This is a genomic window from Pedobacter sp. NJ-S-72, assembly GCF_053890575.1.
This window is the reverse complement of sequence record NZ_CM132681.1, coordinates 2,507,592-2,534,295: the sequence shown is the minus strand read 5'-3', so window position 1 is coordinate 2,534,295 and position 26,704 is coordinate 2,507,592. Positions and strand designations below refer to the sequence as shown.

Sequence of the window (26,704 nt, the reverse complement as noted above, 5' to 3'; positions counted from 1 at the left end):
AATTCTATTGCCTGTGAAGCATATAAAATTCAATTGCCTGGATAAACTCAAGGTTATCAATTACCATATGTAATTTTCTTCCGCTGATAGAACCCATAGAAACATGATCTTCCTGTCCTAAAGAAGTAGGTACGCTATCTGCACTTGCTGGGAAACACAAAGTTTTGTTTTCAGTTACCAGTGCTGCGGTTGTATATTGAGGGATCATTAAACCAGAGTTTAATCCTGCATCAGCAATTAAAAGTTTAGGTAAATCATATTTACCTTCATTCATCAGGTAGCAACGGCGATCAGCAATATTCCCTAACTCGGCAGCTGCAACAGTTGCATAATCAAGAACCATAGCTAAAGGCTGTCCATGAAAATTTCCACCACTGATTGTGTCTTCAGCACTGAAAATAACCGGGTTATCAGTTACCGAATTCAGCTCTATTTCTGTTAATTCTTTTAAATGCAACCATGCATTACGCGAAGCACCATGTACCTGCGGCATACAACGGATAGAATATGGATCCTGTACGCGCGGCTGCAATTGATGTGTGATGTGCCAATTTCTGATCCTTCCAGTATAGCCGATAAACGGTGTGCAACTAGTTTAGTCCCTTTATATGGTCTTAAATTATGTAAACGTTCATCAAACGGGCGGGTAGAACCTGTTAATCCTTCCAATGACATGGCTCCGCTTAAATCAGCCAGATCCAATGCGTCATTTAGACGCTGAACTGCTTTAACAGCAAAAGCAAGAATAAATTGTGTACCGTTGATAAGTGCTAACCCTTCTTTTGGACCTAATACAATAGGTTCTAAGTTATATTGCTCCAGCATTTTTGCAGCTGAAACTTTCTCACCATTGATAAACACTTCACCCAAACCAATTAATGGAAGGAATAAGTGAGACAAGGGAGCAAGGTCACCAGAAGCTCCTACAGAACCTTTTTCAGGAACAAAAGGGATTATGTCATTGTCAATATGCCAGATAATACGTTCTAATGTTTGCGGAGCAATACCAGAAAAAATTTTTTTGCCAATGCCTGAACCTTGGTAATCATCATAATTTTGGCGATTTCCAAAGGAATAGGTTTACCTACGCCAACACTATGACTTTTAAGGATATTACTTTGCAGAAGAGAAGTGTCTTTCTCTGAAATATGGGTATCGCATAATGGACCAAATCCTGTGTTTACACCGTATACAGGTTTTTGGCTGCGGACAATTTTCTGCACTTCTTCCCATGAGGATTGAATATTTGCTGCTGCTGCTGAGGATTGATCTGACCTTTTGTTTTGCCTGCTGCGATAGCAAGACATATTCCACTGGTCAGGTGGTCAGTTCCATAAAAAAATGAGTTATGCATTTGATTGAGATTTAACGGGATGATGTATTTTATTTTGAATGTTTTTAACGATGTCGATAGATTTGAAGGTCGTTTCCAGCTTAGTCAGTGTGTCTAATATTGCACTTCCTTCAGGACTTCCGCCAGCTACTTCTTCCATGGTAGCTGTAATGGCGTCCCAAACCGGGATGATCCGGTCTAATAGTACTTTCCCTTCATTGCTTAGTGTGACTAATTGCTTACGGGCATCATCAGGACTGGTTGTACTGATTACTAAACCTTTGTTTTTAAGATTGGTAACCAGTTGACTTGCTGCGGGATGAGAAACTTCTATCTGCTCGCACAATTCCTGAATGGTCAGTGTTTTGTTCTCAGAGAGCAAATAAAATACTGGAAACCAGGTGGTCTCGAATACAATGCCTTCGGCCTTATATGATTTATTGATTTCTGAAAGAAAAAGTTCACTGAGCCGCTTTAACCGGCTGCCTAAAACTAAGTACCCTAATGACTGATAGTAATTCATGTCTAAATATATAAGTAATTATATAAGTACTTATATAATTTGTGTAAATATTATTTTACATTTCTATAATTACTCTGTACGATAAGTTGTGTTAGTGTTTGTGTTCTATAAGGCACTTATGTTGGAAGGGGGTTGGAAGGGGTAATCGCCCTTCCAACCCCCTTCCAACAAGTGCTTACGCATGTCATAAACTTCTTTTTGTTAACTTGTAGTTACAATGATTATATTTTGATAAATAATAAAAATGAGGGCACGCAGCGATAGCTACAAATTTCCTCCAGTATTCTATAGTTTCTTTGTAGTACATTTATATATCTAACGAAATTATTGCATGAAATTTTTCAGTTTTATATTAGCGGTATGTTTACCCGGAGTTGTATCCGCTCAGCGGGTGGATACATTAAATAGAGATTCAAGCCAGAATACACCCAAAGTTTCAGTTATGAAAACGCGTGGATTAAATCCTCCTCAAATTAAATCCTTTATAGTTCCAGCAGTTTTAATCAGTTATGGTTTAGTTTCATTAGGAAACAATGCTGTCAGAAGACTGGATTTTAGTACACAGAGATCAATACGTGACAATCATCCTAATTTTTCAAACCATGCGGATAATTATCTGCAGTTTGCGCCTGGAGTCGCTTTTTATGCGTTGAACCTGGCAGGAGTGAAAAAAGTAAACATGGAATCGTTGACGGAACAGCACTTTATGTGTTATCTGAAGCGATCATGGGGGTTGGTACTTATTCAGCTAAACATATTGTTGGCCGGGAACGCCCAAGTGGTGACGATAAATTTTCATTTCCTTCGGGACATACAGCCAATGCTTTTGCAGCGGCCGAGTTTTTAAATCAGGAATACAGAGATGTGTCACCCTGGATTGGTTATGCCGGGTATACAGTAGCTACAGCTACAGGAGTGCTCAGAATGTATAACAATGCGCACTGGTTAAGTGATGTGATTGCCGGTGCTGGAGCTGGTATTCTTTCCACTAAATTAGCTTACCTGGTTTATCCGCATCTTAAAAAATTGGTGGTAGGTAAGCAAGCTATGAAATATTCTCTTGTACCTATGTATCAGCAAAAAGCAGCGGGGTTGGCATTCAGTGGGACATTTTAAAAAATATATACTCGTTCTGGTAGTTACCGGTTTTGGGCTGTGTTCGGTTAGGGCACACAGCTCCGGTAAGAAATCTCAATTATTTTTATGGGGAGGCTATTAAACGCAGCCCTTTATTAAAAGATTATCAGAATCAGTTACAGTCAAACAGGATTGATAGTATGCGGGTTAAGGCGGGATATCTTCCACAGGTATCTGCAATTGCTAACGGGATGTATGCACCAGTAATTAGTGGTTATGGTTTTGACAAAGTGTTGACGAATGGACAGTCGCTTGATGCTGCGCTGAATGTAAACTATAATCTTGCCAGCAAAAAGAATATCAATAATCAGTTGGAAAGTATCCACTTACAATCAGATTCTATCAGATTTGCTACGGGTATTTCTGTACTGGATTTACAAAAAGCAGTTACAGATCAGTATATCACCGCATTTGCAAGTCAGCAGCAAGCTGAATTTAACCGCGAAGTTTATCAGTTACTGCATCAGGAAGAAACTGTACTTAAAAAACTTACAAGGGCAAATGTCTATAAACAAGTTGATTATCTGACTTTCTTAGTTACTTTTCAGCAGCAGCAATTGCAATGGAAACAAGCAGAACTACAATTGAAAAATGATTATTCTACTTTAAATTACTTAACCGGAATTGCTGATACGACAGCTCATAAACTAGAAGAGCCAGGGATTGAACCAGTACTCTTAAATACAGGAGTTGGTTTTTTTGATCGAAGATTCGGAATTGACAGTTTAAAACTGATCAACCAGAAAAAAGCGGTTGATTTCAACTATAAGCCTAAAGCGAGTGTATATGCCAATGGGGGATATAATTCTTCTTTCGCATTTCAGCCTTATCAGAATTTTGGAACAAGTGTTGGCTTTACAGTCTCTGTACCCATTTTTGATGGGCATCAACGCAAAATGCAGTATAATAAACTCTCTATTGCACAGCGGACTATTAACGGATATAAAGAGTTTTTTCAAACTCAGCACGCACAACAGCTAAATCTGCTCAGACAACAGATTTCTGACCAGACTGGATTATATAAGCAGGTTTCTGAAACAGATAAAATTCACTCACTAAAAGTCTGATCCAGGTAGACAGCAGGTTATTGCAAACCGGAGATATCAGAATAGCTGATTTTATAATCGCTATTAACAATTATCTGGCTGCGCAGAATTTGATGAGGCAGACAAACATAACCAGGTTAAAATTAGTTAATCAGTTGAATTACTGGAATCGATAAAGAGATGTGCTTTTTGTAAATAGAAGAGCTTAAAAAATATACCTAATGAAACAGATTATAATTAACGTTTTACTCATCGCTTTATTTGGCGGATCCATGGTTTCCTGTCAGTCAGGTGCTAAGCCTTCGGCTGAAGAAACTGTTGCTCCGGAAACTCCGGTACAGGTAGTTACTATCAGTAGTTCTGCTTTGAGTGAAGATGTGATATTAAATGCTACATCTGCTTATCTGGAAAAAAGCTTTGTGAAAGCTAATACGAATGGTTATTTACAAAGTTCAGCCATACAAGCCGGCACTGTAGTTGGCAGTAACCAGGTTTTGTTTAAGCTGATAACGAAAGAAGCGCGTGCGATTGGTAATTCGATTAATCAGCTTGATCCTGGGTTTAAGTTCTCCGGAATCTCTACTATCCGTGCAGAAAAAAGTGGTTATGTCATTTTGGTTAATCATCAGAAAGGAGATTATGTACAGGATGGTGAGGCTTTAGCTACGATAATCAATCAGTCCAGTCTGGTGTTTTTTTGCTGGATTTGCCATATGAAATGCGCAGTGTGCTGGTTCAAAATAAAACATTGGAGCTTACTTTGCCTGATGGTGAGAAATTAAAAGGGGTGGTTACATCGGCCTTGCCAGCAGTTGATTCTTTAGCGCAGACACAGCGTATGGTTATTAAAGTGAATGCTAATCACCCAATTCCTGAAAACCTGATTGCAAAAGTGAAAGTGGTTAAATCTGCAGTTTCTAATGTGCAGGTACTGCCTAAATCGGCAGTGCTGACTAATGAAACAGAAGATGAATTCTGGGTGATGAAAATGATCAATGATTCTACAGCAGTGAAAACTGTTGTAAAAAAAGGGATGGAAGATGGTAAGTCAATTCAGATATTATCGCCCGTTTTTGCAGCAAAAGACAGGCTGATTACCATAGGGAATTACGGATTAGCAGATACAGCGAAAGTTAAAATCACCAGATAATATGAAGAACTTTTTTATTTCCCATAAGAATCCGCTCGTTGTGGTGCTGATTCTTATCCTGGCAGGTGGATTGTTCTCCTATCAGCACTTAAAAACGTCTTTGTTTCCGGAGATTACTTTTCCTAAAATAAAGATTATTGCAGATGCTGAATTGCAGCCGGTAGATCAGATGATGATTACGGTAACGCGGCCTTTGGAAAATGCAGTAAAACAAGTGCCTGATCTTCATCTGGTTAGAAGTATAACCAGCAGAGGTAGTTGTGAGATTTCTGCTTATATGAACTGGAATGCTGATATTGATTTAAGTCAGCAAAGAATTGAGTCTCAAATACAGAAAATCAGGAACAGTCTGCCACCAGGGGTAAATCTTTCAGTTGAGAAGATGAATCCTTCGATCCTGCCGGTAAGCGGTTATACTTTAGAAAGCCACACGGAGTCTCCTATAGCTTTAAAAAAGCTAGCTACTTATACCATTAAACCATTTTTATCACAGGTTGACGGCGTATCTGAAATCAGGGTGATCGGAGGGAAAGATAAGGAGTACTGGATTCAGCTGGACAGACAGAAGATGAGCACTTTGTCTATTAGTCCGGATCTGCTGAATACAGTTTTAACACAGACAAATTTTATTAAATCCAATGGTTACTTATCAGATTATAACTATCTGTATTTATCAATTACTGATGCGACTATTAAAACAAAGACAGATCTTGGAAATCTGATCATCAGCAAGAAAAATAACCGCATAGTACGGGTAAAAGATATAGGTGAGGTTAAGATACAAGAGGGCGTCGCGTACACAAGAATTAATGCAAATGGAAAAGATGCAATTCTGGTTGCGGTCATTAAGCAACCTAATGCTAACCTGGTAGATCTGTCTTCGCAGATGCAGGAGAAAATTGTTGAGCTTAGAAAAATATTGCCAAAAGGGGTAACGATAAAACCTTATTATCAGCAGTCTGATTTTGTAGAAACGTCTGTCAGCAGTGTGAGTGATAGTTTATTGATAGGACTAGCTCTGGCGATTATTGTTGCGATTATCTTTTTACGTTCTGTAAAGGCAAGTGCAACAATCCTGATTACAATTCCAATTACATTGTGTTTAACTGTGATCGTGCTTTATGGGATTGGTTATTCTCTGAATATTATGACTTTGGGTGCTATTGCTGCGGCTATAGGATTGATTATAGATGATGCGATTGTTGTGGTGGAGCAGATTCACCGCACACATGAAGAGCATCCGGAAGAGCCTACGGTGAATTTGTTAAAGAAGGCTATAGATTACTTGTTTCCTGCTATGCTGGGTTCTTCTATCAGTACAATTGTGATTTTTGTCCCTTTTGTTTTGATGCCGGAGTTGCGGGATCTTATTTTCAGGTGATGACCAATACAATGATCATTACTTTGGTTTGCTCGTTTTTTGTGACATGGATTGGCTTACCGGTTGTGTATTTATTGTTAACGAAGGATTCTTCTTCCAATTCGGTAAAATCGGTCGTGCACCAGGTTCACCAGCAGAACTGGGTTTACTATTTTATCAAAAAGCCGTGGATCAGTTATGTTTCAATGGTTGTTTTGGCAGTTATTATCTTTTTGATTCTACCCCGGTTAGAAACAGGGTTTCTGCCGGAAATGGATGAAGGAAGTGTAGTCGTTGATTATACTTCGCCTCCGGGTACATCTCTTGTGGAAACGGACAGGATGTTAAGAGAGGTAGAAAAACTGATTGTTAAAATACCAGAAGTACAAACTTATTCCCGTAGGACGGGCACTCAGATGGGTTTTTTTTATTACAGAGCCTAACACCGGGGATTATCTGATTCAGTTGAAACCTGACAGAAAGAGAAATACCGATGAAGTGATCAATGCTATCAGACTGAAGATACAAGCTTCTCAACCAGCCTTGAAAGTTGATTTTGGACAGGTGATAGGGGATATGCTGGGTGATTTAATGAGCTCTACCCAGCCTGTTGAAGTTAAAATATTTGGTAATGAGCAGACTCAGTTGAAAGCGTTATCAAAACAGGTTGCGGGACTGATAGGGAAAGTGACGGGTACCGCGGATGTATTTGATGGGATTGTTATCGCGGGTCCTTCTTTAAATATACAGCCTGATTTTGCTTTACTTGCGCAATATGGAATTACACCGGGAGATTTTCAGTTTCAGGTTCAAAATGCTTTACAGGGAAATATAATTGGGAATGTGTATGATCAGCAGCAACTTACACCAATCAGGATGATTTATCCTGGAAGTAAGCAGTTTGGTGTGGCTGATGTCAGTAAATTACAATTGTTTCTACCTGGTGGTGGGGTTGTTCCGATTCAAAATCTTGCGAAAGTGAGTATAAAGCTGGGGATGCAGAGATTAAGAGAGAAAATTTACAGTCAATAGGTGTGGTAACTGCCCGATTGGAATCAAGAGATTTAGGAAGTGTAATGGCGGATATCCAAAAAATTATAGGTTCTAATGTCAATTTGCCTGCGGGTTATCATATTGAATACGGTGGTGCTTATGCTGAGCAGCAGCAGTCATTTAAGGAGCTTTTAACAATACTGGTGGCTTCAAGCTTATTGGTGTTTAGTGTGATCCTGTTTCTTTTTAAGGACTTTAAAATCGCATTTATTATCCTGATTATTTCCTTGCTGGGAATCTCAGGAAGTTATCTCGCGTTATATTTAACCCATACCCCATTGAATGTGGGTAGTTATACTGGCTTGATTATGATTGTGGGCATTATTGGAGAGAATGCAATCTTTACTTTTTTACAGTTTAAAGAATCGCTGGAGAATAAAACTGTGGATGAGGCAATCGTTTATTCAATATCAACGAGGTTAAGGCCAAAACTGATGACTGCGCTGGGCGCAATTATCGCATTGATGCCATTGGCTTTAGGAATTGGGGCAGGAGCGCAAATGCACCAGCCTTTAGCGATAGCAGTGATTGGTGGTTTTATCATTGCATTGCCTTTGTTACTGATTGTATTGCCAAGTATGGTTAGAAGATTTTATAGGGTTTAAATAACAAAAAAAGCGGCAGGTAAAATTTACCTTACCGCTCTTACTTTGGTGTGTTTATTATTTGGTGTGTTGTGTTATTTGCCGAAAGTCAATACCCTGAATGTTCCCGGGATACGACCAGTTTTTTTACCTTCACCAGGTTTCAAATCTGCCGTTGGCAAAAATATATGATGATTAGTATAATCTAATGCTAGGGTACGTGCACCTTTTTCAGTTTTAATATTTTCAAGTACAACGAATTTGTTCGCGTTGATTTCTTTGATCACTGTCAGTGTCCCTTCTCCGTTAGCACTGTAAACAAGTTTTAGCTGAGGATCGAAAACAACGCCATCGCTGCCTTCGCCAATAGGTAGAGAACTAATTGTTTTTCCTGTTGCTGCATCCAGAACAAATAGCTTTTTATTTGCACAGCCAACAAACAGACGGGATGTTAATCTATCTATAGCCAATCCTGATGGTTCTTCGCCTCCGGCTAATTTATAACGTTTAGTGACTTTAAATGTATGTGCATTAATGCAGACCAACTCATTTTTATCTTCTAAATTCACATAAACATTGCCTTTTCCATCTGATACACCCGTTTCTGGTTTACCACCTAATGGAATGGTCGCAATTACCTGATCTTTTACCGGATCGATAATACTGGCATTCAAGCTATGGCCATTAAAGACGAATAGTTTTTTTGAAAAGTCATCATAGAAAATTGCATCGGGATTGTCCCCAACTTTTATCTTTTTTAATACAGCATTTGTATTGATGTCAAAAACGGTGCACTCACCTGATTTTCCATTACTGGTATACCCTTTCTTTAATGCAGAAACAAGAGCTATTCCATGTACGCCAGGGGTATTTTTAATGATGCCTATAGAATCTCCAGTGGTCTCATTTATAATATTCACTTGCGTACCATGTGAAACATACAATTTGTTTTGTGTATGATCTGCCAGCAGATAATCCCATCCTTCGTCACCACTTACTTTGTGGCTGCTCAATAAATGAATTCCTGTTTTTGTTTGTGCTAGTAAAGCTGTTCCTGCACAAAGGTTAAGTAGAAGTATGGCTAAGCTGGCCGTCTTTTTCATCTGTATATGTTTTTTTTTTAACGGTGATGAAGCTATCATGATTTTATATTCATTTCGTTGTGTGATTTGAAAAATCATGATGGTTTCATATGAGTTTTTCTACAAACAAACACATAGAGTCTGTAGTAATTCTGGAGAAAGAAAAACATTTACATTTAACGGTTGTACGGGATATTACTTATCCAGTTAAACCCTCTTTTTGTTAGTTCAAACTGTTTTTTTGTCAATTTAATATTTACTGAATCATCACCGTATAGTTTGCCAGTTAGAATCAGATGATCCTGATCAGGAATTTGGTAAGATAAATAATTGGTGTTTTTAGGATCGTCCTTAAAAATAATAGCTATTTTTTTGGTTACGGTATTGGTTTTTGCTTGGACCCAGTCAGTTTCTTCATTCATGTATTTAATTGATGCAGAATCGGGGCCTTCCATCATTAACAGTTTCCATCGCCATTTTTCTTTGCTTTCCTGGGGAATGGTATCGTTATTTTTGACGAAGGAATCAACAGTATAAACGCCATACAATGGAGATTTTGGGGCAGCGTCTCCACGCTGCTTGTTGACATTTAAGCTGGGGCCTATCATGGATAAAGTGAAATATACAATAAGCACATACTTAAGACTATATACTGATCGGGAGATCCATTGGTTTTGTATTGGTGGTATCGTTAATGTTTTTAAGGCGGTAGCTTCACCTTTAATAAAAAAGTTAAACAAGGTGCGGAAATTTGGAGCTAGTAAATAAATATACACATCAGAACCAGCGCAGTAGACAGGATTTTTACCGGTACATCATAGAAGTAGTTAATAGCCATTACATTTGCAGTAGTCATTAAGGCGATAATAGCACCGATTGTTAGTGTTCTTCTGAAAAGCAGTAATATACCCATGACTTCTGCTATGCCCATAAACAAGTTATATCCTTTTGAAAATCCCAAAAATGTCCAGGCCAGACCCATTGGAGATGAATCGCCATAAGCTTGAATCATCCGGTAATTGCTGGGGAAAGGAAACTGTAGTTTAATGATTTTTGCCATACCGTATTTGATCAGCATGAATCCCAGGTAAAAGCGTACAGCAACCGTTAGCCAGTAATAAAGTGAATTATAATTGATTCTTTTTTTGTCTGTTAATGTCCATAGTAATGTCCCGACAGTCGTGACTCCAGTAATCCAGAGTAAAATCAGATAATAGTAGGTTGTATCGCCGCTTCCATTATCTGAAACATCAATTTCATAGGTAATAGAAAGAAAGGTAGTGTCTGGCTATCCATGGAAGAAATTGACCCAGTAACGATAGTGGATATTTAATGACAGGATTTAATATAGGGAAGACGCCATTATTATAAAAAATGATAAAGAGAAGAAAAAAAATGAAAACAAATCTGAATACTAGTTTCTCTAAAAAGCTGCATGGTAAAGTATTTGTTGTCATTTTTAATTATTTGGATTAAGTACTATCCAATATAGTTAAAAACACGATCAGGTAAACTTGAAATTTATCTAGAAAATAAGAATGATAGTTCCTCCTATAATTAAGAGTACTGCCAGAGCCGTTTTAATGGTAAGTGGCTCACCAAGAAAGACAACGGATAATAGAATTGCGATAGCTACACTTGCTTTATCAACAGGGGCAACCTGTGAGACCTTTCCCATTTGAAGGGCTTTAAAATAAAATATCCAGGATAATCCAGTTGCAAGACCCGATAAGAGCAGAAATGTCCAGTTCTGTTTGGTTAAAGTGGCAATACCGTGTGATGGTCATTTCTGAAAAATACAATCGCCCATGCCAGTAATAAAATCACAACAGTTCTGATTGCAGTTGCGAGGTTAGTGTCGATCCCTTTAATTCCAATTTTCGCCAGTATTGCAGTTAATGCTGCAAAAAAGGCTGATAATAAAGCATAAATCCACCACATATAATCTTTTAATTTCTTAGCGCCCTGTCTGTTTATCCCGGTTTGTTTTTCTTGAAAAATGGGAATTTAATCAATTGAAAAAAGTTTGAAGGGGAGTGACCCTCGTAAACATCCAGCCCAAATTTGATCTGTGAAGTATCCATTTCCTTATAAGTGCCAAATATTCTATCCCATATGCTAAATACATCACCATAATTACAGTCTGTATAAGGCAATTCAAAATGATGATGTACATGGTGCAGGTTAGGTGTAATAAATAGTAACCCACATATTTTTTCTGTTTTCTTTGGTAACTGAAAATAGGTATGTGCAATTAAATTGGCAAATGTCTGTACGTACGGTTTGTCTGAGTAAAAGTAACCCTATAGAAGCCCCCGCTAAGAATACCCAGATAATCTGGAAACATACCCTGATAAAAGTTTCACCGGGATGTTCTCTTACTGTAGTAGAAACATCCATTTCTATATCTGTATGGTGAACAAGGTGGAAGTTCCATAAAGGCCCGGCTTTATGCATGATGACATGATAGATATATTCAAAAAAGTCCATTAAAAAGAACCCGGCAACATATTTTACCCACGGACTATGGCTATGAGGCAGCAGATATAAAATTCCCCAGTGGTGAATACTAACCCATCCGGAGACAAAGATGACGATAAGTGTCATCGCTAATTGTATTGGAAGTGCAGTCCCGATAAACATCAGGTTAACCCAGGTATGTTGCCATTTTTTCTTCAGCGAATGGATTGCAACACTAAATTCTGCAAGCCATATCGAGATAATCACAACCAGGTATAAAACAATCTGTATAAGGGTTCCATGATCTTTTAACATGGATGATATATCGTATTCATGCAGATATTATTAGGAATTTATTTGTTAATATAAACAATGATAAGAGTTAATACTGTAGGAAAACTAAAGATAAAACTTATTTGAACTAGCGGGATTAAATAGAGATTAAAATCGCTTAAAGCAGACCTTGTGGTTATCTTGATTTATCAGTAATTTGTGAACACCTATTTTTCATCTGCTTTATTATACTCCCTGTTTATGTTTCACGAACAACTCTTAATTGTACTCACACTACTTTTTGCGGTTTTTATCCTGACTATGCTAGGTCAAAAACTGAATATTTCTTATCCTATATTTTTAGTGCTTGCGGGTTTGGGAATAAGTTTTATTCCCGGGATACCACATATTGAAATAGAACCAGATCTGATTTTTCTTTTATTCTTGCCGCCGCTTTTATACGAAGCTGCATGGTATACTTCGTGGAATGATTTCTGGAAATGGAGAAGGGCTATTGGTATGCTCGCATTCGGACTGGTATTTTTAACTTCTACTATCGTTGCTTTCGTCTCTACTGCGATGATTCCGGGTTTTACTTTAGCATTGGGCTTTTTATTGGGGGGAATTATTTCCCCTCCGGATGCTGTAGCTGCAAATTCAGTATTAAAAAATGTAAAGATTCCTAAACGTCTGACAGCAACTTTAGAAGGCGAAAGTCTGATTAATGATGCATCCAGTTTAATTGTTTTTCGTTTTGCACTGGCTGCTGTAGTGTCTGGTTATTTTTCCATGGGACAGGCGACAGGCCAATTCTTTTTAGTTGCCGGAATGGGAGTCCTGGTTGGACTTGCAATTGCACATGTGATGTATGTGGTACACCGTTTTTTACCTACTACACCAAGCATAGATGCGGCATTGACATTAGTTACTCCCTATATTATGTACATGGCCGCAGAGCAATTCCATTTTTCCGGAGTAATGGCAGTAGTTAGCGGAGGCCTGTTTCTTTCTTATCGCTCGCATGAGCTGTTCACCTCAGGAAATTCACGTTTACAAGCTATCAGTCAGTGTATGGGCTACAGTTATCTTTATTCTAAATGGACTGGTCTTTATCCTGATTGGTTTGGAGCTTCCGGTAATCATGGCTGATATGGGTGGCTATTCTATTGCAGAAGCAATTAAATACGGCCTGATCATCAGTCTGATCTCTATTGTTATTAGAATTATATATGTGATGTCTCTTGCATATGTACCCAAATGGGTGGGAAGTACGAAAAGAATGGATCGTTATAATCCAACATGGAAAGCCCCGTTAATTGTAGGCTGGGCTGGAATGAGAGGAGTGGTGTCATTGGCTTCGGCACTTTCTATTCCGGTGTTAATGGATAATGGACAAGCTTTTCCTCACAGAAGCCTGATTCTGTTCATCACTTTTGTGGTTATCCTGGTTACTCTGGTATTCCAGGGATTAACCTTGCCACTGATTATTAAATGGGTGAAAATCAAAGATACTGGCGATTTTCTACCTGAAGAAGAACAGGAAGCTGGTATATCAATCTCAGGTTAATGAATATTGCAATTAAAGAATTAGATGAAAAATATGCGGATGATATGAGGGATAATGCTTTGGTAGGTTGTTTGAGAGATCAGCTGGGTAATGATGCTGCTGTTATGGCGCAGCGCTTAGAATCTTTAGAGTGTGATGATCTGAAAAGAGAAGAAGTTGAGCATTACAATCGTATCCTATTGCATATTTATAATGTACAGCGTCAAGAGCTGCATGTTTTACGCACTGAGAATTTTTATAGTGACCAGGAGATACGTAAACTGGAGAGTCAGCTTGATCTGGATGAGGCTAAGCTAATAAAAGTAGGACATTAACGGACATGTAATGTTCATTTTCGAACAGCTAATTATTGAAAATGGCCTTCTTTTGTCCTTTACACTGCTTTTGAAGAATGGCATCAGGATAGCTATAACCGGATCAGGAAATTAAAAAAAAAAAAAAACTTTATGTTTCAGCATCATTTATTACTGATTTACAGAAATTTTAAAAAGTATAAGAGAGCTCATTCTTTATCAACCTTATTGGACTCACTGCCGGGCTTACCTGTGCCTTATTGATTTATCTATGGGTAAACGATGAACTCAGAATGGATAAGTTTCAGGCGAAAGGAAATCGGCTTTATCAGGTGATGGAGAATGAGACGACCGAAGCCGGGGTCAAAACTAATGAGCAGACTGCAGGACTTCTAGGTGAAACTCTTTTAAAGGAAATGCCAGAGGTAGAAGATGCGGTGACGGCTTCTCCTGCTTATTGGATTGCTTTAAGTAAGCTTTCGGTAAAGAAAAATGCAGGTGTTAATGGAGCCGGTCTTTTTGCCGGAAAGAATTTCTTTAAGATATTTTCTTACCCACTAATTGCTGGTAATGTTGACCAGGTGCTTAAGGCTAAGAATTCAATTGTGATTTCGGCGCAAATGGCGATGAAAATATTTCATACCACAGATGTGCTGGGAAAAGAAATGATATGGGAAAACTCGGATATGGTGAATGAAAATCATACACTGATTTCTGGTGTATTTAAAGATATACCTGCCAGTTCTTCAACCCGATTTGATTTTGTAGTTTCTATTGAACCATTGCTGGTGCCTGAATCTGGTTTAGTGAAATGGGAAAATCATGGGCCAAATACTTATGTAGTTTTGAAAAAAGATGCGGACCCGAAAGCTTTTGATGCTAAGATCAAGGACTTTATGAAGTCAAAGGGTGTGACTCGCAGAGAACTATTCATCAGAGCTTATACAGATAGTTATTTATACGATAAATATGAAAATGGTCAGCAGGCAGGAGGCAGAATTGAATATGTTAAACTATTTTCTCTGATTGCTGTATTTATTTTGATTATTGCCTGTGTCAATTTTATGAATCTGGCTACTGCAAGGGCTTCGGTCAGGATGAAAGAAGTTGGCATTAAGAAAGTGATGGGGGCGAGCCGCCAATCATTGATTCTGCAATACCTTGGGGAGTCTCTTTTCTTAACATTTTTGTCTCTGTTTTTTTTTTCGTTGCTTTTGGTAGAACTCCTGCTTCCGCAGTTCAATGAAATTACTGGGAAACTGTTGTTTTTACATTTTGACCTGAAGCTCGTTTTAGCTTTAGCGGGAATAACAATTTTTACAGGACTAATTTCTGGCAGTTATCCGGCTTTATATCTATCTGGATTTAATCCTGCGGCAGCACTAAAAGGAAAGTTAACTCATGGTGCAGGAGAGTTATGGACGCGTCAGGGTTTAGTGATTTTTCAATTCACACTTTCGGTTATCCTGATTGTATCTGTATTGGTTGTCTATAAACAGATTGAATTTGTCCAGAATTCCCAGGTAGGCTACAAAAAAGATAATGTGCTGTATATTGAAGCAGAAGGAAAACTGAAAACCAATGCCGGAACTTTTATTACGGAAGTAAAAAAAGTTCCAGGTGTAGTTAATGCTTCAAGTATGGATAAACGGTTCATTGGAGATGTCAAAGGAACGGTTGGTGATTTCAACTGGGAGGGCAGAGATCCAAAGCGGGTGATTAATTTCCAGTTTGCAGGTATTAATAGCGGCCTGATTGAGACTATGGGAATGGAAATGGCTGGCGGCCGTGCATTTTCAAGTCAGTTTGGTGCTGACAGTACAAAAATCATCATTAATGAGTCTGGAATAAAAATCATGGGATTGAAAAATCCTGTGGGCAAGATATTTACTTTATGGGGTAAGGAGCTACAGATTGTTGGTGTGATGAAAGATGTTCATTTTGAGTCGATGCATGAAGTGGTAAAACCTATGTTTTTCTTATACAATGCTAAGAATACGAACCGGATCATGGTTAAGATCAAGGCAGGACAGGAAAAGGAAACTATTGCTGCGCTTCAACAGCTTTATAAGGATTTTAATTCGGGGGCTAATCTGGAATACAAATTTTTAGATCAGGACTTCCAGCAGCAATATGTTGCTGAGAACAGGATCTCGTTGTTATCAAGGTATTTTGCGATGCTGGCTGTAGTAATATCTTGTTTAGGATTGTTTGGGCTGGCTTCTTTTACAGCAGAGCGGAAACTTAAAGAAATTGGTGTCAGAAAGGTTTTGGGAGCAAGTGAGTGGGGGATTATCTACAGTTTATCTAAAGATTTTGTTAAACCAGTGCTGATAGCAATTCTAATCGCATTGCCATTGAGTTACATTGTCACTAAACATTGGTTAGATACATTTGCTTACAGAATAGAGTTACAGGTGTGGTATTTTGCCGGAGCTGGTTTTCTTGCACTGCTTATTTCATGGATTACAGTGAGCGTACAGGCAATAAAAGCCGGGCTAAAGAACCCTATAGAGTGTTTAAGGGACGAATAAGAATTTTGTCAATAAGGTGGATGCCTGCAGATAGAAAATAATAAGTTAATTTAGAAGGAGATGACGTAAAAAAAATCTCCTTTTATTTTTTCAGGATCTAATCCAGCAAAGTCCAGGTTCTTTTCGTTTGAACCTGCTGTACCATCTGCTGTTCTGCAACAACAATGTTTTCTTTACGCTGACCAATATATTCAAGCATGCTTAGTTTATTCCAGAGCGCTACCATTACTTTTAAAAATTCTTCAATCGTAGACATTGAAGCATGGATATTCTGATGATCATAGATCATTTCGATATTACGTGCCAGCAGTTCTTCAAAGTTTCCGGGAGTTACATCACGCCACTCATAGAAATATTTAAGCATTTCTTCTCTTTCTCTGGGCTCAATCAATTTAATACCTGTAAAAAACACATGCGCCAGATTTGAACAGTAACCTACGATATGGACAGGCGATTGCTGATAACCTAAATTCCTGTAACTGAAAAATATCTGTGCGATATAATCCAGTAATTTCTCAGATAACAAACGGATGTTTTTCCCCAGAGGAGTAATAGAGTCCTTAGCGGAAGTTTTGTCGATGATTTTAAAGGCCGCTAATTGCAGATCGTTAATCAATGTACTGAACAGCTCATAATATCTGATCAGACCAGGGTGGCTGACGATAGAGCTGCTCTCGGGAATATAACTGGTATTGATAGAGATCCTGCCATTCTCGAGAACAAACTGCCCTATAGTCAAGTGATAGTTATCACTTGCATTTGGAGTCATTTCTGATGCAGGCAGGATTGCAATACTGTATTTCTTTGAAATATCAGGATATCTTGGTGGATTATCCTGTGGATCAGGGCTACCCGAAGGTACTCTTTCAAAAGGATTGACCAGCAACAAAATATTATAGATTGCAACTTTGGAATAATCTGTATTCTCATTACTGAAAAACTGACTGTAAGAAAGCTGGTTATCATAATTTGAAGTATTCGCGATATCAATCCTGCAACCTTCGGCAGTAACCGCATTACAATGTCTTACCTTAATCTCAATATGATTTGTCGCCTTCTCAGCAATTTCTATATCGTGTGATACACGCTCACCAGCAAAAGGAGGGAGAAGACCATAATTGAAGTTATTCAAAGATATCGAGTTGGCATCTCTCACAAAGTCCTGGTTAAACTGATCTGTAGCAACGAAATGGCTGCTTGATAGTTTCATCCCATCCACCCAGTTAACGGGTTTATATTTTAATGGTGAAATCATAGTAGTTTAATTATATGAAAATAGATTCGTCTCCAATTGTTTCAGGCTTGTTGGCATTTTCAGATACCCTTTTTGCATAAATAGTAACTTTTTCTGTGATCCGGTTGGTGAGAATATCATGGTCCGGATCAATAAAAATATTCTTTCTGAAAAATGATGTTTTGATGAAAAATATCCATTTAAAAGACTCGTTGTCTTCGCTGATATATTTCACAGGACTTTTAGGGAATTTCAGGTTATAATCTTCAATAAATTTATAAAACCAGTTACCGAATATTATATTTTCTGGCGCTTTAGCTTTCACACGTAAAGGTTCAGGATCATCCGTGTTTTTATATAATTCCAATTCCAGAACCAGCATACGGTCAAAATCTAAATGATCCATATCTATGTTTATAGGACTTGAAGGGTATTGCCAGATTTATAAATTTCAATTTCAGTGGGAATACTAATCAGTGCTACATAAGCCCACCAGAATAATAATGGAATGATAAAAGTCAGGATGCTTGTTGCAGCCCAGATGCCAAAGTGAATATCACTAAGCCAGTTAAAAGCGAGCTGAAACAAATAAAAACTAAGCAGAGAACCGACTAATATACCAAAGACTATAAAGAGTTTGCGGTCCAGTAATTCTTTCGGATGTTTTTTTGTAAACAGATAAACAAACAGGATGCCGATCATCACATAATAGATCTGACAGATAATATATCCCCAGGGCATAAAATCAAAGCTCAAAAACCCAAGGAAGCCAGGCAGCGCGAGCACTAAACTTAATACCAGGATGCCAATAATCAATCTTTTGTTATTAAGAAACTGATTTTTCTTATTTACAATTGAGAGCAGGGCAGCAGATACAACAAAAATTAAAGGGAATAATAAATATCGGATAAAGAATGATTGAACGTCCATTAAATTGTACTTGATGTTTTTTAACTCTTAACAAATATAATACCTTAAATCTATCAAAATAATAATGGTATAGTTATTAGTGTATATTAGTTTAATTATATCGTAAATAAATATATGAATCCTTGATGATTGTTTTAATCATCAAAGGATCTATCTGACAAAAGAAAAACAATAAATATAAACAGATGAAACAGAGATTACATTTAAGGAACGATCTCAATACTGATTTTGAAGCTATCACAAAAGTTGCAGAGCTGATTGAGAATGGTGATTTTCACTCTGATCAGATTGCCGTACTTCCAATAGGCGCAAAACAAAGAGCTTATGCGAAGGATATTGGCAATTATTCATTTTATTATTCTGATAGTAAACGTAAGGACTGTTTAAATATAGAAGTCAACCAGGAAGGTTTTTATGATATGCTTCCTGAAGGATTGTTTCATACTCCTCCAACAGGAAGTTCAGGTATGTCTGAGCAGGAAATGGTTGAGGACGTACAACTGAGAAGGGCAGAAGAAAAAGATGCAAGAAAGTTCTTTATGCCTTTTGAGGCTGAGGTGAATTATCTTAAAACCGTATTACAGCTCTATGAAAACAGGCTGGACAAAAGAACTACCTATAATGATCTGACTAATATCTTTGCTGCCGAATGGAAAGAGTTTGAATTGCTTGATATGGAGCAAAGCATAATCTGGATGCATTTTCTACCGGTTATTCATCAAAAACGTAATGACCTTAAATTTCTTGGACAATTACTGACTGTACTTTTTAAGGTACCTGTTGAGGCTGTCTTAAAAAGTACAAATGTTAAGCCTTCACCCATTGATGAAGGTTTGCAATTCAGGCTGGGGCATGGTGCTTTGGGCATCAATTCTATTATTGGCAGCAGCTTCTTAAGTGATGAAGAACATGTTTATATCAATGTAGGCCCTGCTGACATCAGGAAGCTGGTTAACTTTATGCCTGGGACAGCTCATGCGCATCTGATAGATCTTGCTATATCTTATCTTGTACCTTGAAACTGAAGTGACTACAAATTTAGTCGCTATCCCGCAAAACCAGGTTGGCTCACTGGGTGCAGAGAGCAATAATTCCTATTTAGGATACACAGTTTATCTTTAAATCAGCTATTCCTAACTCAGTAAAAGCCTGTAGTGGATATTCATTGTGCTTCGGATTTCTAATTTTGATTTGGTCAGGCTGAGCATAGATCTCCATTCTTCTTCATTTAATCCGTTTTGCTGAGCAGGAGTGATGATGATATCTGTGGTTTTAAGAAACCCTTCCTTTGGATTTTGTGCTGGTATAAGCCCTTTTCTGATGTTGACTGCCTTTATTTTGCTCCCCAACTCAAAGAAACAGAAATTAATAATATCTGATTGGGTGACCAGCCTATTTCCAGTAGTCAGACCATATTTATAGGCCTGAACCCTGTTCGTAGCGTTTAATCTTGATCTTCCACCTTTTGTATTGCTTAATAAAAACAGGCTTTCTGGTATTGTTTTACTGCTTTTCGATGACTGTAAATGACTGCCTGATTTAATTTGATTACCCATTTCTGCATTTGTTGACCAGAATTCAAGGAAGAGTATGTCTGCGTTGTTTAGTGGTTTTACAATTATATAGTTGAGTAATTCTTTGATTGTGATGAGTTGTGCTTTAGTCTTTTGCTCAATGACTGATATATTTTGTTCCAATTCTTTTAATGAACTGTTTAAGAAATCAGATCCATAGGCCGAGAATGCGGCCTTTTCGTCTCTTAATAATTCAAAGAGATAATCTACAATCTCTTTTGCATTTCTATTGTCAAATCGCTCTGATCCACCATAACGGATTGAAAATGAGCCTGCATTAGAATCATCGTCATGGCTATGAGGGATCTCAGAATAAGAATTTCCTGCTTTATCAGTCAGTGAATCAACACATAAAAACTGATCGTGATCCTGTAGTTTGATAGGCATGATATTAGTCATCATCTTAAGACGGTGTTTAAAATCATGGATTCTTTTGTTGACTACCGGGAAGGCATTGATAGAGACGTGTAATTCGTCAAGCATGGCTTCGCTAATAGCAGCAGGGAAGACCACTTTTAACCAGAGTATAGGTTTCTTGAAGCTTCCCAGGCTACCTGCCTGAAAGGTGGTCTCAAATTCTTTTGGATAAAGCTGTAAATAAGATTGCTGAGGGAATATATTCTCTTCATCTATGGTCAGAAACCTGCTGGAGTAGAAAGCATTAACATCCTCAGTGATTAGGTTTAAAACATCCTGATTCTCAAAAGGAGATTGTATGTTTTTTTTTTGGTTCTATATAGAATTTGTTCAGAGACAGATTAACTGGTAAATCATTTAAAAACCATTTAGATAGGGTAAGAAGGTCATATACACTGTCATTTACAACATAATTACGCCAGTCAAAGTAGAAACTCAGGCCAGGTAAATGTGCTAATACGGGTGGGTTTTCTATACCAATATAAAGTGTGTGTTTATCGAGCCCTTCTCCCGGGTTGCTATGGGTGAGTAAAGATTTATTATGCTGAGCATCAATCTTAAATACATTGCTTCCGTTAGCGAGATAAGCTATTTCTGAATGGAATACTTTTACTGGTTTTAATGGACTGAAAAAGATATCTGATGTGTTTTCTCCGCTGTTTTCGTTTTTATCTTTCAGCCTTTTCCTGAAAAAGAACTGGGTTTTTGTATCAATGACTTCAGAAGTCTCAATAGCACGTGCATGTAAAATTGCATGTGCGGGTAGAGCGGTCGTTAAAGTATCTGAAGCCAGAATACGGGAGATACGATCAAGGATCCTGTTTTCCAGATTTTTTACGTCGTTTGAAACATTGAATAGCTCTGTGCTTAGTGCTTCAATTAGTAATTTAACCAGCGGATCAAAATCATTCGTGTTTTTTATACCCCAATAGTCGAGTGCATTTTTTAAAATTCTATTTCTTATTTCGTCTTTGGAGGAGTAAAATATGTTCTTCATCGAGCTTATATATGGTCTTATTTGTTTGTAATTGTTATTGGCCTGGCTTAAAAAAATTAATCTGAAATTGTGTAAGCCAAACCGTCTTTATGCTATTGTAACGGGTTTGTTATGTAGTGATCTGTATATAAATTAGTTCAGTGTTTCCTTAAAATAGAACACTATAGCCTAACTGGATAGCGGACTCAAGAATAAGCCTGTGTTAAAATAATATTTTTCTCCTGTTATATTCATCTTACCCCAGATAGAGATGTCAACTTTTTTCTTGATTTCTGTGACGTTCCTCATAGAGAATTTCTTCTCTACCTCAGTCATATTGATTTCAACTTCAACCTGATACAACCGGCGTTCATATTCTGTGATTGACCTGAGTAAAGATTGTCTGAATTTTTCTTCCCAGGTAGTCTCACTAACTATTAATTCGAAGTCTAAATCCCATATTTCGCAGCCAAAGTTCCTGTTATGCCTGTGTTCTCCAAACCTTGTAAAAATAATTAACTCAATGTTTTGAGAAATAGATTTACCCCCAAATCGGCTTCTGAAAGGTCCTTGTTTTCAAGAATGTTTTTTAATCGAAATGGTTTGTTGTATAAGAAATCTGACATAGGATAATACTTAAATGGAACAATAATTGGTAAATGGTTAATCAATATTACGTCCAAAATTCATAAATTAGACATATATTAACAATACATTTATTAAACATGTTACTATAATTAAAAATTTACACCTCTCGAATCTAATCAACTTTTGATGAAACCTATCAACGCTCAGGAACTGAACAAGTCTTACCGGCTTTTTATTTTTAATTTCATTTCCCTTACCATATTCGCTGTGATCTGCGTCTATCTCTTCTTTGCAGCTTCGAGGTTTGAATACCAGCTTTTAGAAAAAGAGGTAAAACAAACTGATCAGCTGCTTGCTAAACGGAAAGATATCAATACCAAATTTGATATGATCCTTTTAAGATTTAAACAACTTTCAAAATACACCTCCATTAATTCTGAGGAGATGAATAATCAGGCAATCAATCATGCTTGAAGATATCCAAAATACAAATTTCAAAATCAAAGACATTATTAAAAAAGAGAAGTCAACGGTAAGCAGTTTTCTTTTTTTATAAGAAAATGACTGATGACGTTTCGCAAATGGCGGGTATACAAGATTCGTTGTTTACAACCCGGTTTCAGATAGAAAATTTAAAAACACAACTTGACGCATGTTTTAAAACAAACAGTACTGCGGCCAGAAGAATAAGAGGAGGAAGATTTAATAGGTAATTATGATTAAACTAAGTATAAAAGAACGAAGAGATCAATTCCTTTTTTTTTTATAGGAATATTCTTGTTTACTACCGGATTATTAAGTTTCGGGCTGTTTTATGACTATGATCATGGTCGGGTAGTTTCTAAGCAGGATCTTGCTGATAAACTGGAACAAAACGCAGAATTTGAAGCTACTGTTAAAGAGCAAAGGGCAACTATCGATACTACTTATAAGGACATCATGACTTTTGATCCTGGTGTGCAGGCTGTTTTCCTGGAGAACGATATCAAAAACTCGATGGCTTCAATTAAATCGAATTATGAAAGAAAAGCCTATGATCTGCGCTATAAGAGCTTTCTTCAGGCATCTCAGCTTTATAGTGATTTGTTTTACAATCGCAGAGAACTCAAAGGGAATAACAAAGATATGGACCGCTTAAGTAAATCCCTTGAAGATTGTAAGTTGTCTACACGTCAGCTCAGACAAACCATAGGAAGTCAACCCAATGCGAGGTGACCAGTATAAATCAATTAAATAAACCCAAAATATAAACATATGGCCGATACTAATACTAATAATGGAAAATCAGTAAGCAGTAATTCACAGGGGTACATCTTTCTGTATATTTTTATTGCAATCCTGATTATTGCAGCACTTATTTTCATGCTTAAGAGTTCTTTTTTTGATAAACGTAATGTTGATGCAAGGATTTTAAAAGATGAGATGTACCTGAATGAAGACCTTGTATTTACTGATAATACAAGAAGTGCGAAAAAATGGCTCTGGGAATTCGGTAACGGTGCGAAATTAACCACTCAAAACGGAAGTTACCGCTATAATAAAGCAGGATCATATATCATCAGACTAACCGTTGATGGTGAATTAAAAGAACAATTTCCGGTTACTGTAAGAGATACTGTTATTGCAGCCTTAGATACTATGGTTACAATCAGCGGACCAACATCCGGAGTCGTGAACGAAGAGGTCAGGGTGGAAGCCGAGGGAAAAGCCAATCAGTTTGAATGGTCTTTCGGAGAAACAAACAGGGTAGATGTGAAGGGCCGAACCGCTTTATATACTTTTCATACGCCTGGAAAATTCATGGTTAAATTAACTACTGACAGAAGCCACAGACCTATTTATCATACTATTTTCATTACTGATCCCAATGCGGAACTTGATAATGATATGATTGTGCCTGGTGAGGGTGAACAAAAGGTTATTGACGATATCAGAGCCCGTTTGCAGGCAATTGCTAACGGAGCAGATTTTAATCAAATTACTATTACCTGATCCGCAGGTATATGTGTAACAATGAAAAGGTGACCGTAGCTGTTGATCAGGACGGGGTTAAGAAATCAAGCGATTTTTATTCTTACTGTATGGGACTGACTTTCGGCGGAGAAATTGTTGTTGATGAAGCACAATTGACCATTAGCCCTAATTCTACCTGCGCAACTCTGGTAAATATCAAACAACATTCAGCGAATACAGTAAAAAAATAACCTGCTATGAAAAGAATTATATCACTCTCTATACTCATTGCCCAAACTGCTTTTGTAATGGCGCAATCGCCTTCAGCATTTGGGAAAAAAGTAAAATACATGCCTAAGGCTTATGCTAAACCATCTGCCAATACTAATTTAAGTGATGATGGCGGCAAAACAAGTCTGCCCTGGATAGTTTTCTCTGATAGAGATGAAAATTATACAACTACAGCACCTGGCGGAAGTCTGATTATGAAGAAGCTGAACTTTATGGAACCTTTTTATGTTTCTAAAGATGAAAACGGTTACTTAAAACTGATTAAGTACAAAGCTGGAATGATCAGAGGCAGAAAGATCAATGATAAGAAAAGTGCCATCAGTTACGGATGGATTCCAAAATCAAAAATGCTGTTATGGCAAAGATCATATTCTAACCAGAAAACAGGTTATCCGGAAAAATCGATCGCTATCATTAACGGTAAGGTTCCATTGACTGAGTCCAGATTTTATTATGATAATACAGACTCGGCTTATGTTTACAGTTCGCCTGAGCTTAAAAAGAAAGTATCAAAAGTCAAGTTACATGAACTCAATTATATCTTTAAAAAATCTGAAGATGGTAAGAAATACCTGATCGGAAATGAAGATCAGCTGGTTACTGACAGTGCAAGAAAAAGTATTTATGGCTGGATAGCTACTGATGCTGTTCATAGCTGGGGTGACAGGTTATATATTACACCTAAACAGATAGATTCTTATGAGCAGAGTGATTCAGTTGCACTGGCATTGAGTGGTGTGCATATGGATCCGCTTTTATCTGAAAATGATATTATCCTGAGAAGTGCGCCTGTTGTAAATGACGACGGTGCCGGGAATTATACCATGGGCGTTGCAACTGATGTTTATAATAAATCAAACAATAAGCTGATTACGATTAACGGATCTACTTTATCTTATCTTACTTACTTAGAGTTAAGGAAAAATATCCACCAGATCAATGTGATTTTTGTAGTAGATGGTGGTAGCCCGATGTCGAGATATTTCTCAGGATTAACGAATACAATTCAATCCTTCGAAAATATTTTCAATGATTATGGCAAAAAACAGAAGGTAAGTTACGGTGCTGTGGTTTATAGAAATGAAGCTCCTGGGATATTAAGTACGCCTAATGTCTCTCCGGATTATAGAAAACTCATGAGTTTCCTTTCTACTGAAGCAAAGAGAACTGAAAGATATAATGGTAGAATTACTGCTGAACCTGTTTTTGATGGGATAAAGGCAGGATTAAACATGTTTAAAAACCATAAAAACGAAACCAATCTGATTGTCTTGATTGGAAGTACTGGAAATGAAACGTCTTCTTCTTACAGATTATCTCAGCTGACTGAAGAGTTTGCACGTGCAGATGCAAGGTTACTGGCTATTCAGGTGTATAGTGATTACGATCAGCTGTTCAATAATTTTGTATTGCAATCTAAAAAACTGGTATCTGAGTCGGCTGTTTATTCAGCAGATAAAAAGAAAAGATTTTTGATAAAAGGTGAAGGATTGAATAATACCCAGGCCTATAATACAAGTCGTCTGGATTCAATCTCTTATTATTTGGATTATCCTAAAAACAGTTTAATACAGGGTGGGGTAGTTTTCCCTACTAAAGGATCTGTGAATTCCAATGAGTCTATGAACATCGCTGTGCGTCGTTTCATTAAAGAGACTGATATGGATATTAATAGCCAGGTGAGTTCTCTGGATAGTGCTTTCAGATTAACTGGTATCGAGCGTAAAAAACTTATCATCAGCAGTTGTTGAAAGCCGTTTGAACGCGCCGGTAGGTGATGAGGTTGCAGATAAAATGCCGCACAACGGTTTCAAATATTTTATGACTTCTTCTGTTCATTCTGATATTGTATCGAAAAATAAAGAGCTGTTGCAATATGCATTGATCTTAAATACAATGGAGTATAAACAGATCAGTGATATATTTTCGTTAATGATCGGACAGAATCTTCAGGCGGATCAATCTTCTTTCAGAAAAAAACTACAGAAGAACTATTTCAATGTGCTGCGTAATTTACTGGATGTAGATATTTCTAAAGGTAATATCAAACAGATGACATTGGCTAAATATCTTAAAACTGTAACTGGTTTGCCTGTTTCGAATGAACTGCTGAATAAATACACTGTTGCAGATTTAAAAAGCCAGAGTAAAATGCCACAAGCGGACTTTGAAGCTTATTTAAAATTCCTGATCAGTTCCAGCGAGCAGATTAAAAGAGGAACGCAAATTGGACAGCAGCAGTTTAATTCCAATGGAAAAACTTACTACTATATCACGGAAAAGAATTTTGTGCAGGCCGCTGCTAATGAAAGTGCTGTAAAAGAAACACCTTAGTATCAGATTATT

At 37.4% G+C, this 26,704-nt stretch carries 34 protein-coding genes and 2 pseudogenes; 18 read left to right on the top strand and 18 right to left on the bottom strand.

Annotation, left to right across the window (positions count from 1 at the left end):
* Window positions 1-4: 4 nt before the first annotated feature.
* The 4 genes from ACWYN3_RS16960 to ACWYN3_RS16945 are packed head-to-tail and all read right to left on the bottom strand — an operon-like array spanning window position 5 to window position 1,856.
* Window positions 5-493 (bottom strand): aromatic amino acid lyase, encoded by a 489-nt coding sequence (locus ACWYN3_RS16960; RefSeq protein WP_456222186.1) that lies wholly within the window; start codon window positions 491-493, stop codon window positions 5-7.
* The gene (locus tag ACWYN3_RS16955; protein ID WP_456223054.1) at window positions 448-954 is read right to left on the bottom strand and encodes an aromatic amino acid lyase; all 507 of its coding nucleotides are present in this window, start codon (window positions 952-954) and stop codon (window positions 448-450) included. The genes ACWYN3_RS16960 and ACWYN3_RS16955 overlap by 46 nt, the downstream gene beginning before the upstream one ends.
* A 32-nt stretch (window positions 955-986) precedes the next feature.
* A complete protein-coding gene (locus ACWYN3_RS16950; RefSeq protein ID WP_456222185.1) occupies window positions 987-1,307 on the bottom strand; it encodes an aromatic amino acid lyase in 321 nt (106 codons plus the stop codon).
* Between the two features lie 39 nt (window positions 1,308-1,346).
* On the bottom strand, window positions 1,347-1,856 hold the full coding sequence (locus ACWYN3_RS16945) for a MarR family winged helix-turn-helix transcriptional regulator (RefSeq protein WP_456222184.1): 510 nt from the start codon (window positions 1,854-1,856) through the stop codon (window positions 1,347-1,349).
* Window positions 1,857-2,564: 708 nt separating this feature from the next.
* Here ACWYN3_RS16945 and ACWYN3_RS16940 point away from each other — a divergent pair.
* The 7 genes and pseudogenes from ACWYN3_RS16940 to ACWYN3_RS16910 all read left to right on the top strand — a co-directional run bounded on the left by ACWYN3_RS16940 (window position 2,565) and on the right by ACWYN3_RS16910 (window position 8,207).
* Window positions 2,565-2,972, top strand: coding sequence for a phosphatase PAP2 family protein (locus ACWYN3_RS16940; RefSeq protein ID WP_456222183.1), 408 nt, complete (start codon window positions 2,565-2,567; stop codon window positions 2,970-2,972).
* A 32-nt stretch (window positions 2,973-3,004) separates the two neighbouring features.
* Window positions 3,005-4,060, top strand: coding sequence for a TolC family protein (locus ACWYN3_RS16935; RefSeq protein ID WP_456222182.1), 1,056 nt, complete (start codon window positions 3,005-3,007; stop codon window positions 4,058-4,060).
* A 200-nt stretch (window positions 4,061-4,260) separates the two neighbouring features.
* On the top strand, window positions 4,261-4,821 hold the full coding sequence (locus tag ACWYN3_RS16930) for a hypothetical protein (protein WP_456222181.1): 561 nt from the start codon (window positions 4,261-4,263) through the stop codon (window positions 4,819-4,821).
* Entirely contained in the window at window positions 4,788-5,189 is a 402-nt protein-coding gene (locus tag ACWYN3_RS16925; RefSeq protein WP_456222180.1) for a hypothetical protein, read from the top strand. Before ACWYN3_RS16930 ends, ACWYN3_RS16925 begins: the two co-directional genes overlap by 34 nt.
* Before the next feature lies 1 nt (window position 5,190).
* On the top strand, window positions 5,191-6,570 hold the full coding sequence (locus ACWYN3_RS16920) for an efflux RND transporter permease subunit (RefSeq protein WP_456222179.1): 1,380 nt from the start codon (window positions 5,191-5,193) through the stop codon (window positions 6,568-6,570).
* Window positions 6,570-6,992, top strand: a complete 423-nt coding sequence (locus ACWYN3_RS16915; RefSeq protein WP_456223053.1) for an efflux RND transporter permease subunit — start codon at window positions 6,570-6,572, stop codon at window positions 6,990-6,992. Before ACWYN3_RS16920 ends, ACWYN3_RS16915 begins: the two co-directional genes overlap by 1 nt.
* A pseudogene (locus ACWYN3_RS16910) lies at window positions 6,916-8,207 on the top strand (efflux RND transporter permease subunit). Before ACWYN3_RS16915 ends, ACWYN3_RS16910 begins: the two are co-directional and overlap by 77 nt.
* A 74-nt stretch (window positions 8,208-8,281) precedes the next feature.
* Here ACWYN3_RS16910 and ACWYN3_RS16905 read toward each other — a convergent pair.
* From ACWYN3_RS16905 to ACWYN3_RS16875, 7 genes are all read right to left on the bottom strand, one after another.
* Window positions 8,282-9,289, bottom strand: coding sequence for a YncE family protein (locus tag ACWYN3_RS16905; protein WP_456222178.1), 1,008 nt, complete (start codon window positions 9,287-9,289; stop codon window positions 8,282-8,284).
* A gap of 155 nt (window positions 9,290-9,444) precedes the next feature.
* On the bottom strand, window positions 9,445-10,008 hold the full coding sequence (locus tag ACWYN3_RS16900) for a hypothetical protein (protein ID WP_456222177.1): 564 nt from the start codon (window positions 10,006-10,008) through the stop codon (window positions 9,445-9,447).
* A gap of 17 nt (window positions 10,009-10,025) precedes the next feature.
* Window positions 10,026-10,346 carry a hypothetical protein gene (locus tag ACWYN3_RS16895; RefSeq protein WP_456222176.1) on the bottom strand — a complete coding sequence of 107 codons (321 nt, stop codon included), beginning with the start codon at window positions 10,344-10,346 and terminating at the stop codon, window positions 10,026-10,028.
* Between the two features lie 447 nt (window positions 10,347-10,793).
* Window positions 10,794-11,006, bottom strand: coding sequence for an EamA family transporter (locus ACWYN3_RS16890; RefSeq protein ID WP_456223052.1), 213 nt, complete (start codon window positions 11,004-11,006; stop codon window positions 10,794-10,796).
* Window positions 11,007-11,026: 20 nt separating this feature from the next.
* Window positions 11,027-11,209, bottom strand: a complete 183-nt coding sequence (locus ACWYN3_RS16885; RefSeq protein ID WP_456222175.1) for an EamA family transporter — start codon at window positions 11,207-11,209, stop codon at window positions 11,027-11,029.
* Between the two features lie 32 nt (window positions 11,210-11,241).
* Window positions 11,242-11,523: a sterol desaturase family protein gene (locus ACWYN3_RS16880; protein WP_456223051.1), complete on the bottom strand. Its 282-nt coding sequence runs from the start codon at window positions 11,521-11,523 to the stop codon at window positions 11,242-11,244.
* Window positions 11,453-12,043: a sterol desaturase family protein gene (locus ACWYN3_RS16875; protein WP_456222174.1), complete on the bottom strand. Its 591-nt coding sequence runs from the start codon at window positions 12,041-12,043 to the stop codon at window positions 11,453-11,455. Before ACWYN3_RS16875 ends, ACWYN3_RS16880 begins: the two co-directional genes overlap by 71 nt.
* A gap of 219 nt (window positions 12,044-12,262) precedes the next feature.
* Here ACWYN3_RS16875 and ACWYN3_RS16870 point away from each other — a divergent pair, with 219 nt between their 5' ends.
* The 4 genes from ACWYN3_RS16870 to ACWYN3_RS16855 all read left to right on the top strand — a co-directional run bounded on the left by ACWYN3_RS16870 (window position 12,263) and on the right by ACWYN3_RS16855 (window position 16,395).
* Complete coding sequence (locus tag ACWYN3_RS16870) at window positions 12,263-13,150, top strand: cation:proton antiporter (RefSeq protein ID WP_456222173.1); 888 nt, start codon at window positions 12,263-12,265, stop codon at window positions 13,148-13,150.
* Window positions 13,044-13,568 (top strand): cation:proton antiporter domain-containing protein, encoded by a 525-nt coding sequence (locus ACWYN3_RS16865; RefSeq protein ID WP_456223050.1) that lies wholly within the window; start codon window positions 13,044-13,046, stop codon window positions 13,566-13,568. Before ACWYN3_RS16870 ends, ACWYN3_RS16865 begins: the two co-directional genes overlap by 107 nt.
* The gene (locus tag ACWYN3_RS16860) at window positions 13,568-13,882 is read left to right on the top strand and encodes a hypothetical protein (RefSeq protein ID WP_456222172.1); all 315 of its coding nucleotides are present in this window, start codon (window positions 13,568-13,570) and stop codon (window positions 13,880-13,882) included. The genes ACWYN3_RS16865 and ACWYN3_RS16860 overlap by 1 nt, the downstream gene beginning before the upstream one ends.
* 239 nt (window positions 13,883-14,121) lie before the next feature.
* Window positions 14,122-16,395, top strand: a complete 2,274-nt coding sequence (locus ACWYN3_RS16855; RefSeq protein ID WP_456222171.1) for an ABC transporter permease — start codon at window positions 14,122-14,124, stop codon at window positions 16,393-16,395.
* A gap of 97 nt (window positions 16,396-16,492) precedes the next feature.
* Here ACWYN3_RS16855 and ACWYN3_RS16850 read toward each other — a convergent pair whose 3' ends face one another.
* Genes ACWYN3_RS16850 through ACWYN3_RS16840 form a run of 3 tightly spaced genes read right to left on the bottom strand, consistent with a single transcriptional unit; the run spans window position 16,493 to window position 18,559 of the window.
* Complete coding sequence (locus ACWYN3_RS16850) at window positions 16,493-17,650, bottom strand: hypothetical protein (RefSeq protein ID WP_456222170.1); 1,158 nt, start codon at window positions 17,648-17,650, stop codon at window positions 16,493-16,495.
* A 10-nt stretch (window positions 17,651-17,660) separates the two neighbouring features.
* Window positions 17,661-18,035: a TssN family type VI secretion system protein gene (locus ACWYN3_RS16845; protein WP_456222169.1), complete on the bottom strand. Its 375-nt coding sequence runs from the start codon at window positions 18,033-18,035 to the stop codon at window positions 17,661-17,663.
* An 8-nt stretch (window positions 18,036-18,043) separates the two neighbouring features.
* Complete coding sequence (locus tag ACWYN3_RS16840; RefSeq protein WP_456222168.1) at window positions 18,044-18,559, bottom strand: TssN family type VI secretion system protein; 516 nt, start codon at window positions 18,557-18,559, stop codon at window positions 18,044-18,046.
* Between the two features lie 185 nt (window positions 18,560-18,744).
* On the opposite strand from ACWYN3_RS16840, the gene ACWYN3_RS16835 reads away from it, so the two are divergent.
* Window positions 18,745-19,578: a type VI secretion system baseplate subunit TssG gene (locus ACWYN3_RS16835; protein ID WP_456222167.1), complete on the top strand. Its 834-nt coding sequence runs from the start codon at window positions 18,745-18,747 to the stop codon at window positions 19,576-19,578.
* Window positions 19,579-19,692: 114 nt separating this feature from the next.
* On the opposite strand, the gene ACWYN3_RS16830 is transcribed toward ACWYN3_RS16835, so the two are convergent.
* The 4 genes and pseudogenes from ACWYN3_RS16830 to ACWYN3_RS16815 form a co-directional block, all read right to left on the bottom strand.
* Complete coding sequence (locus tag ACWYN3_RS16830) at window positions 19,693-20,646, bottom strand: hypothetical protein (protein ID WP_456222166.1); 954 nt, start codon at window positions 20,644-20,646, stop codon at window positions 19,693-19,695.
* 187 nt (window positions 20,647-20,833) lie between these two features.
* On the bottom strand, window positions 20,834-21,547 hold the full coding sequence (locus ACWYN3_RS16825; RefSeq protein WP_456222165.1) for a hypothetical protein: 714 nt from the start codon (window positions 21,545-21,547) through the stop codon (window positions 20,834-20,836).
* 168 nt (window positions 21,548-21,715) lie between these two features.
* Window positions 21,716-21,889: a hypothetical protein gene (locus tag ACWYN3_RS16820; RefSeq protein ID WP_456222164.1), complete on the bottom strand. Its 174-nt coding sequence runs from the start codon at window positions 21,887-21,889 to the stop codon at window positions 21,716-21,718.
* Between the two features lie 18 nt (window positions 21,890-21,907).
* Window positions 21,908-22,039 (bottom strand): annotated as a pseudogene (locus ACWYN3_RS16815) (GPW/gp25 family protein); the annotation flags it as partial.
* Window positions 22,040-22,300: 261 nt separating this feature from the next.
* Here ACWYN3_RS16815 and ACWYN3_RS16810 point away from each other — a divergent pair.
* The 6 genes from ACWYN3_RS16810 (at window position 22,301) to ACWYN3_RS16785 (ending at window position 26,692) form a co-directional block, all read left to right on the top strand.
* Window positions 22,301-22,588 carry a hypothetical protein gene (locus ACWYN3_RS16810; RefSeq protein ID WP_456222163.1) on the top strand — a complete coding sequence of 96 codons (288 nt, stop codon included), beginning with the start codon at window positions 22,301-22,303 and terminating at the stop codon, window positions 22,586-22,588.
* 276 nt (window positions 22,589-22,864) lie between these two features.
* Window positions 22,865-23,329, top strand: coding sequence for a type VI secretion system transmembrane protein TssO (locus ACWYN3_RS16805; protein WP_456223049.1), 465 nt, complete (start codon window positions 22,865-22,867; stop codon window positions 23,327-23,329).
* Window positions 23,330-23,368: 39 nt separating this feature from the next.
* Window positions 23,369-24,106: a PKD domain-containing protein gene (locus ACWYN3_RS16800; protein ID WP_456222162.1), complete on the top strand. Its 738-nt coding sequence runs from the start codon at window positions 23,369-23,371 to the stop codon at window positions 24,104-24,106.
* An 11-nt stretch (window positions 24,107-24,117) separates the two neighbouring features.
* The gene (locus tag ACWYN3_RS16795; RefSeq protein ID WP_456222161.1) at window positions 24,118-24,318 is read left to right on the top strand and encodes a hypothetical protein; all 201 of its coding nucleotides are present in this window, start codon (window positions 24,118-24,120) and stop codon (window positions 24,316-24,318) included.
* A gap of 6 nt (window positions 24,319-24,324) precedes the next feature.
* Complete coding sequence (tssR, locus tag ACWYN3_RS16790) at window positions 24,325-26,109, top strand: type VI secretion system protein TssR domain-containing protein (protein ID WP_456222160.1); 1,785 nt, start codon at window positions 24,325-24,327, stop codon at window positions 26,107-26,109.
* 7 nt (window positions 26,110-26,116) lie between these two features.
* Complete coding sequence (locus tag ACWYN3_RS16785) at window positions 26,117-26,692, top strand: hypothetical protein (RefSeq protein ID WP_456222159.1); 576 nt, start codon at window positions 26,117-26,119, stop codon at window positions 26,690-26,692.
* Window positions 26,693-26,704: the final 12 nt, after the last annotated feature.

What these genes read in the sequence shown, in the direction of transcription:
- ACWYN3_RS16960 (WP_456222186.1), bottom strand. Translation starts at nt 493, where the DNA reads ATGCCGCAGGTACATGGTGCTTCGCGTAATGCATGGTTGCATTTAAAA.
- ACWYN3_RS16950 (WP_456222185.1), bottom strand. Translation starts at nt 1,307, where the DNA reads ATGTCTTGCTATCGCAGCAGGCAAAACAAAAGGTCAGATCAATCCTCA.
- ACWYN3_RS16945 (WP_456222184.1), bottom strand. Translation starts at nt 1,856, where the DNA reads ATGAATTACTATCAGTCATTAGGGTACTTAGTTTTAGGCAGCCGGTTA.
- ACWYN3_RS16930 (WP_456222181.1), top strand. Translation starts at nt 4,261, where the DNA reads ATGAAACAGATTATAATTAACGTTTTACTCATCGCTTTATTTGGCGGA.
- ACWYN3_RS16920 (WP_456222179.1), top strand. Translation starts at nt 5,191, where the DNA reads ATGAAGAACTTTTTTATTTCCCATAAGAATCCGCTCGTTGTGGTGCTG.
- ACWYN3_RS16915 (WP_456223053.1), top strand. Translation starts at nt 6,570, where the DNA reads ATGACCAATACAATGATCATTACTTTGGTTTGCTCGTTTTTTGTGACA.
- ACWYN3_RS16905 (WP_456222178.1), bottom strand. Translation starts at nt 9,289, where the DNA reads ATGAAAAAGACGGCCAGCTTAGCCATACTTCTACTTAACCTTTGTGCA.
- ACWYN3_RS16895 (WP_456222176.1), bottom strand. Translation starts at nt 10,346, where the DNA reads ATGCTGATCAAATACGGTATGGCAAAAATCATTAAACTACAGTTTCCT.
- ACWYN3_RS16885 (WP_456222175.1), bottom strand. Translation starts at nt 11,209, where the DNA reads ATGTGGTGGATTTATGCTTTATTATCAGCCTTTTTTGCAGCATTAACT.
- ACWYN3_RS16875 (WP_456222174.1), bottom strand. Translation starts at nt 12,043, where the DNA reads ATGTTAAAAGATCATGGAACCCTTATACAGATTGTTTTATACCTGGTT.
- ACWYN3_RS16870 (WP_456222173.1), top strand. Translation starts at nt 12,263, where the DNA reads ATGTTTCACGAACAACTCTTAATTGTACTCACACTACTTTTTGCGGTT.
- ACWYN3_RS16860 (WP_456222172.1), top strand. Translation starts at nt 13,568, where the DNA reads ATGAATATTGCAATTAAAGAATTAGATGAAAAATATGCGGATGATATG.
- ACWYN3_RS16850 (WP_456222170.1), bottom strand. Translation starts at nt 17,650, where the DNA reads ATGATTTCACCATTAAAATATAAACCCGTTAACTGGGTGGATGGGATG.
- ACWYN3_RS16845 (WP_456222169.1), bottom strand. Translation starts at nt 18,035, where the DNA reads ATGGATCATTTAGATTTTGACCGTATGCTGGTTCTGGAATTGGAATTA.
- ACWYN3_RS16840 (WP_456222168.1), bottom strand. Translation starts at nt 18,559, where the DNA reads ATGGACGTTCAATCATTCTTTATCCGATATTTATTATTCCCTTTAATT.
- ACWYN3_RS16835 (WP_456222167.1), top strand. Translation starts at nt 18,745, where the DNA reads ATGAAACAGAGATTACATTTAAGGAACGATCTCAATACTGATTTTGAA.
- ACWYN3_RS16825 (WP_456222165.1), bottom strand. Translation starts at nt 21,547, where the DNA reads ATGAAGAACATATTTTACTCCTCCAAAGACGAAATAAGAAATAGAATT.
- ACWYN3_RS16810 (WP_456222163.1), top strand. Translation starts at nt 22,301, where the DNA reads ATGAAACCTATCAACGCTCAGGAACTGAACAAGTCTTACCGGCTTTTT.
- ACWYN3_RS16800 (WP_456222162.1), top strand. Translation starts at nt 23,369, where the DNA reads ATGGCCGATACTAATACTAATAATGGAAAATCAGTAAGCAGTAATTCA.
- ACWYN3_RS16795 (WP_456222161.1), top strand. Translation starts at nt 24,118, where the DNA reads ATGTGTAACAATGAAAAGGTGACCGTAGCTGTTGATCAGGACGGGGTT.
- tssR (WP_456222160.1), top strand. Translation starts at nt 24,325, where the DNA reads ATGAAAAGAATTATATCACTCTCTATACTCATTGCCCAAACTGCTTTT.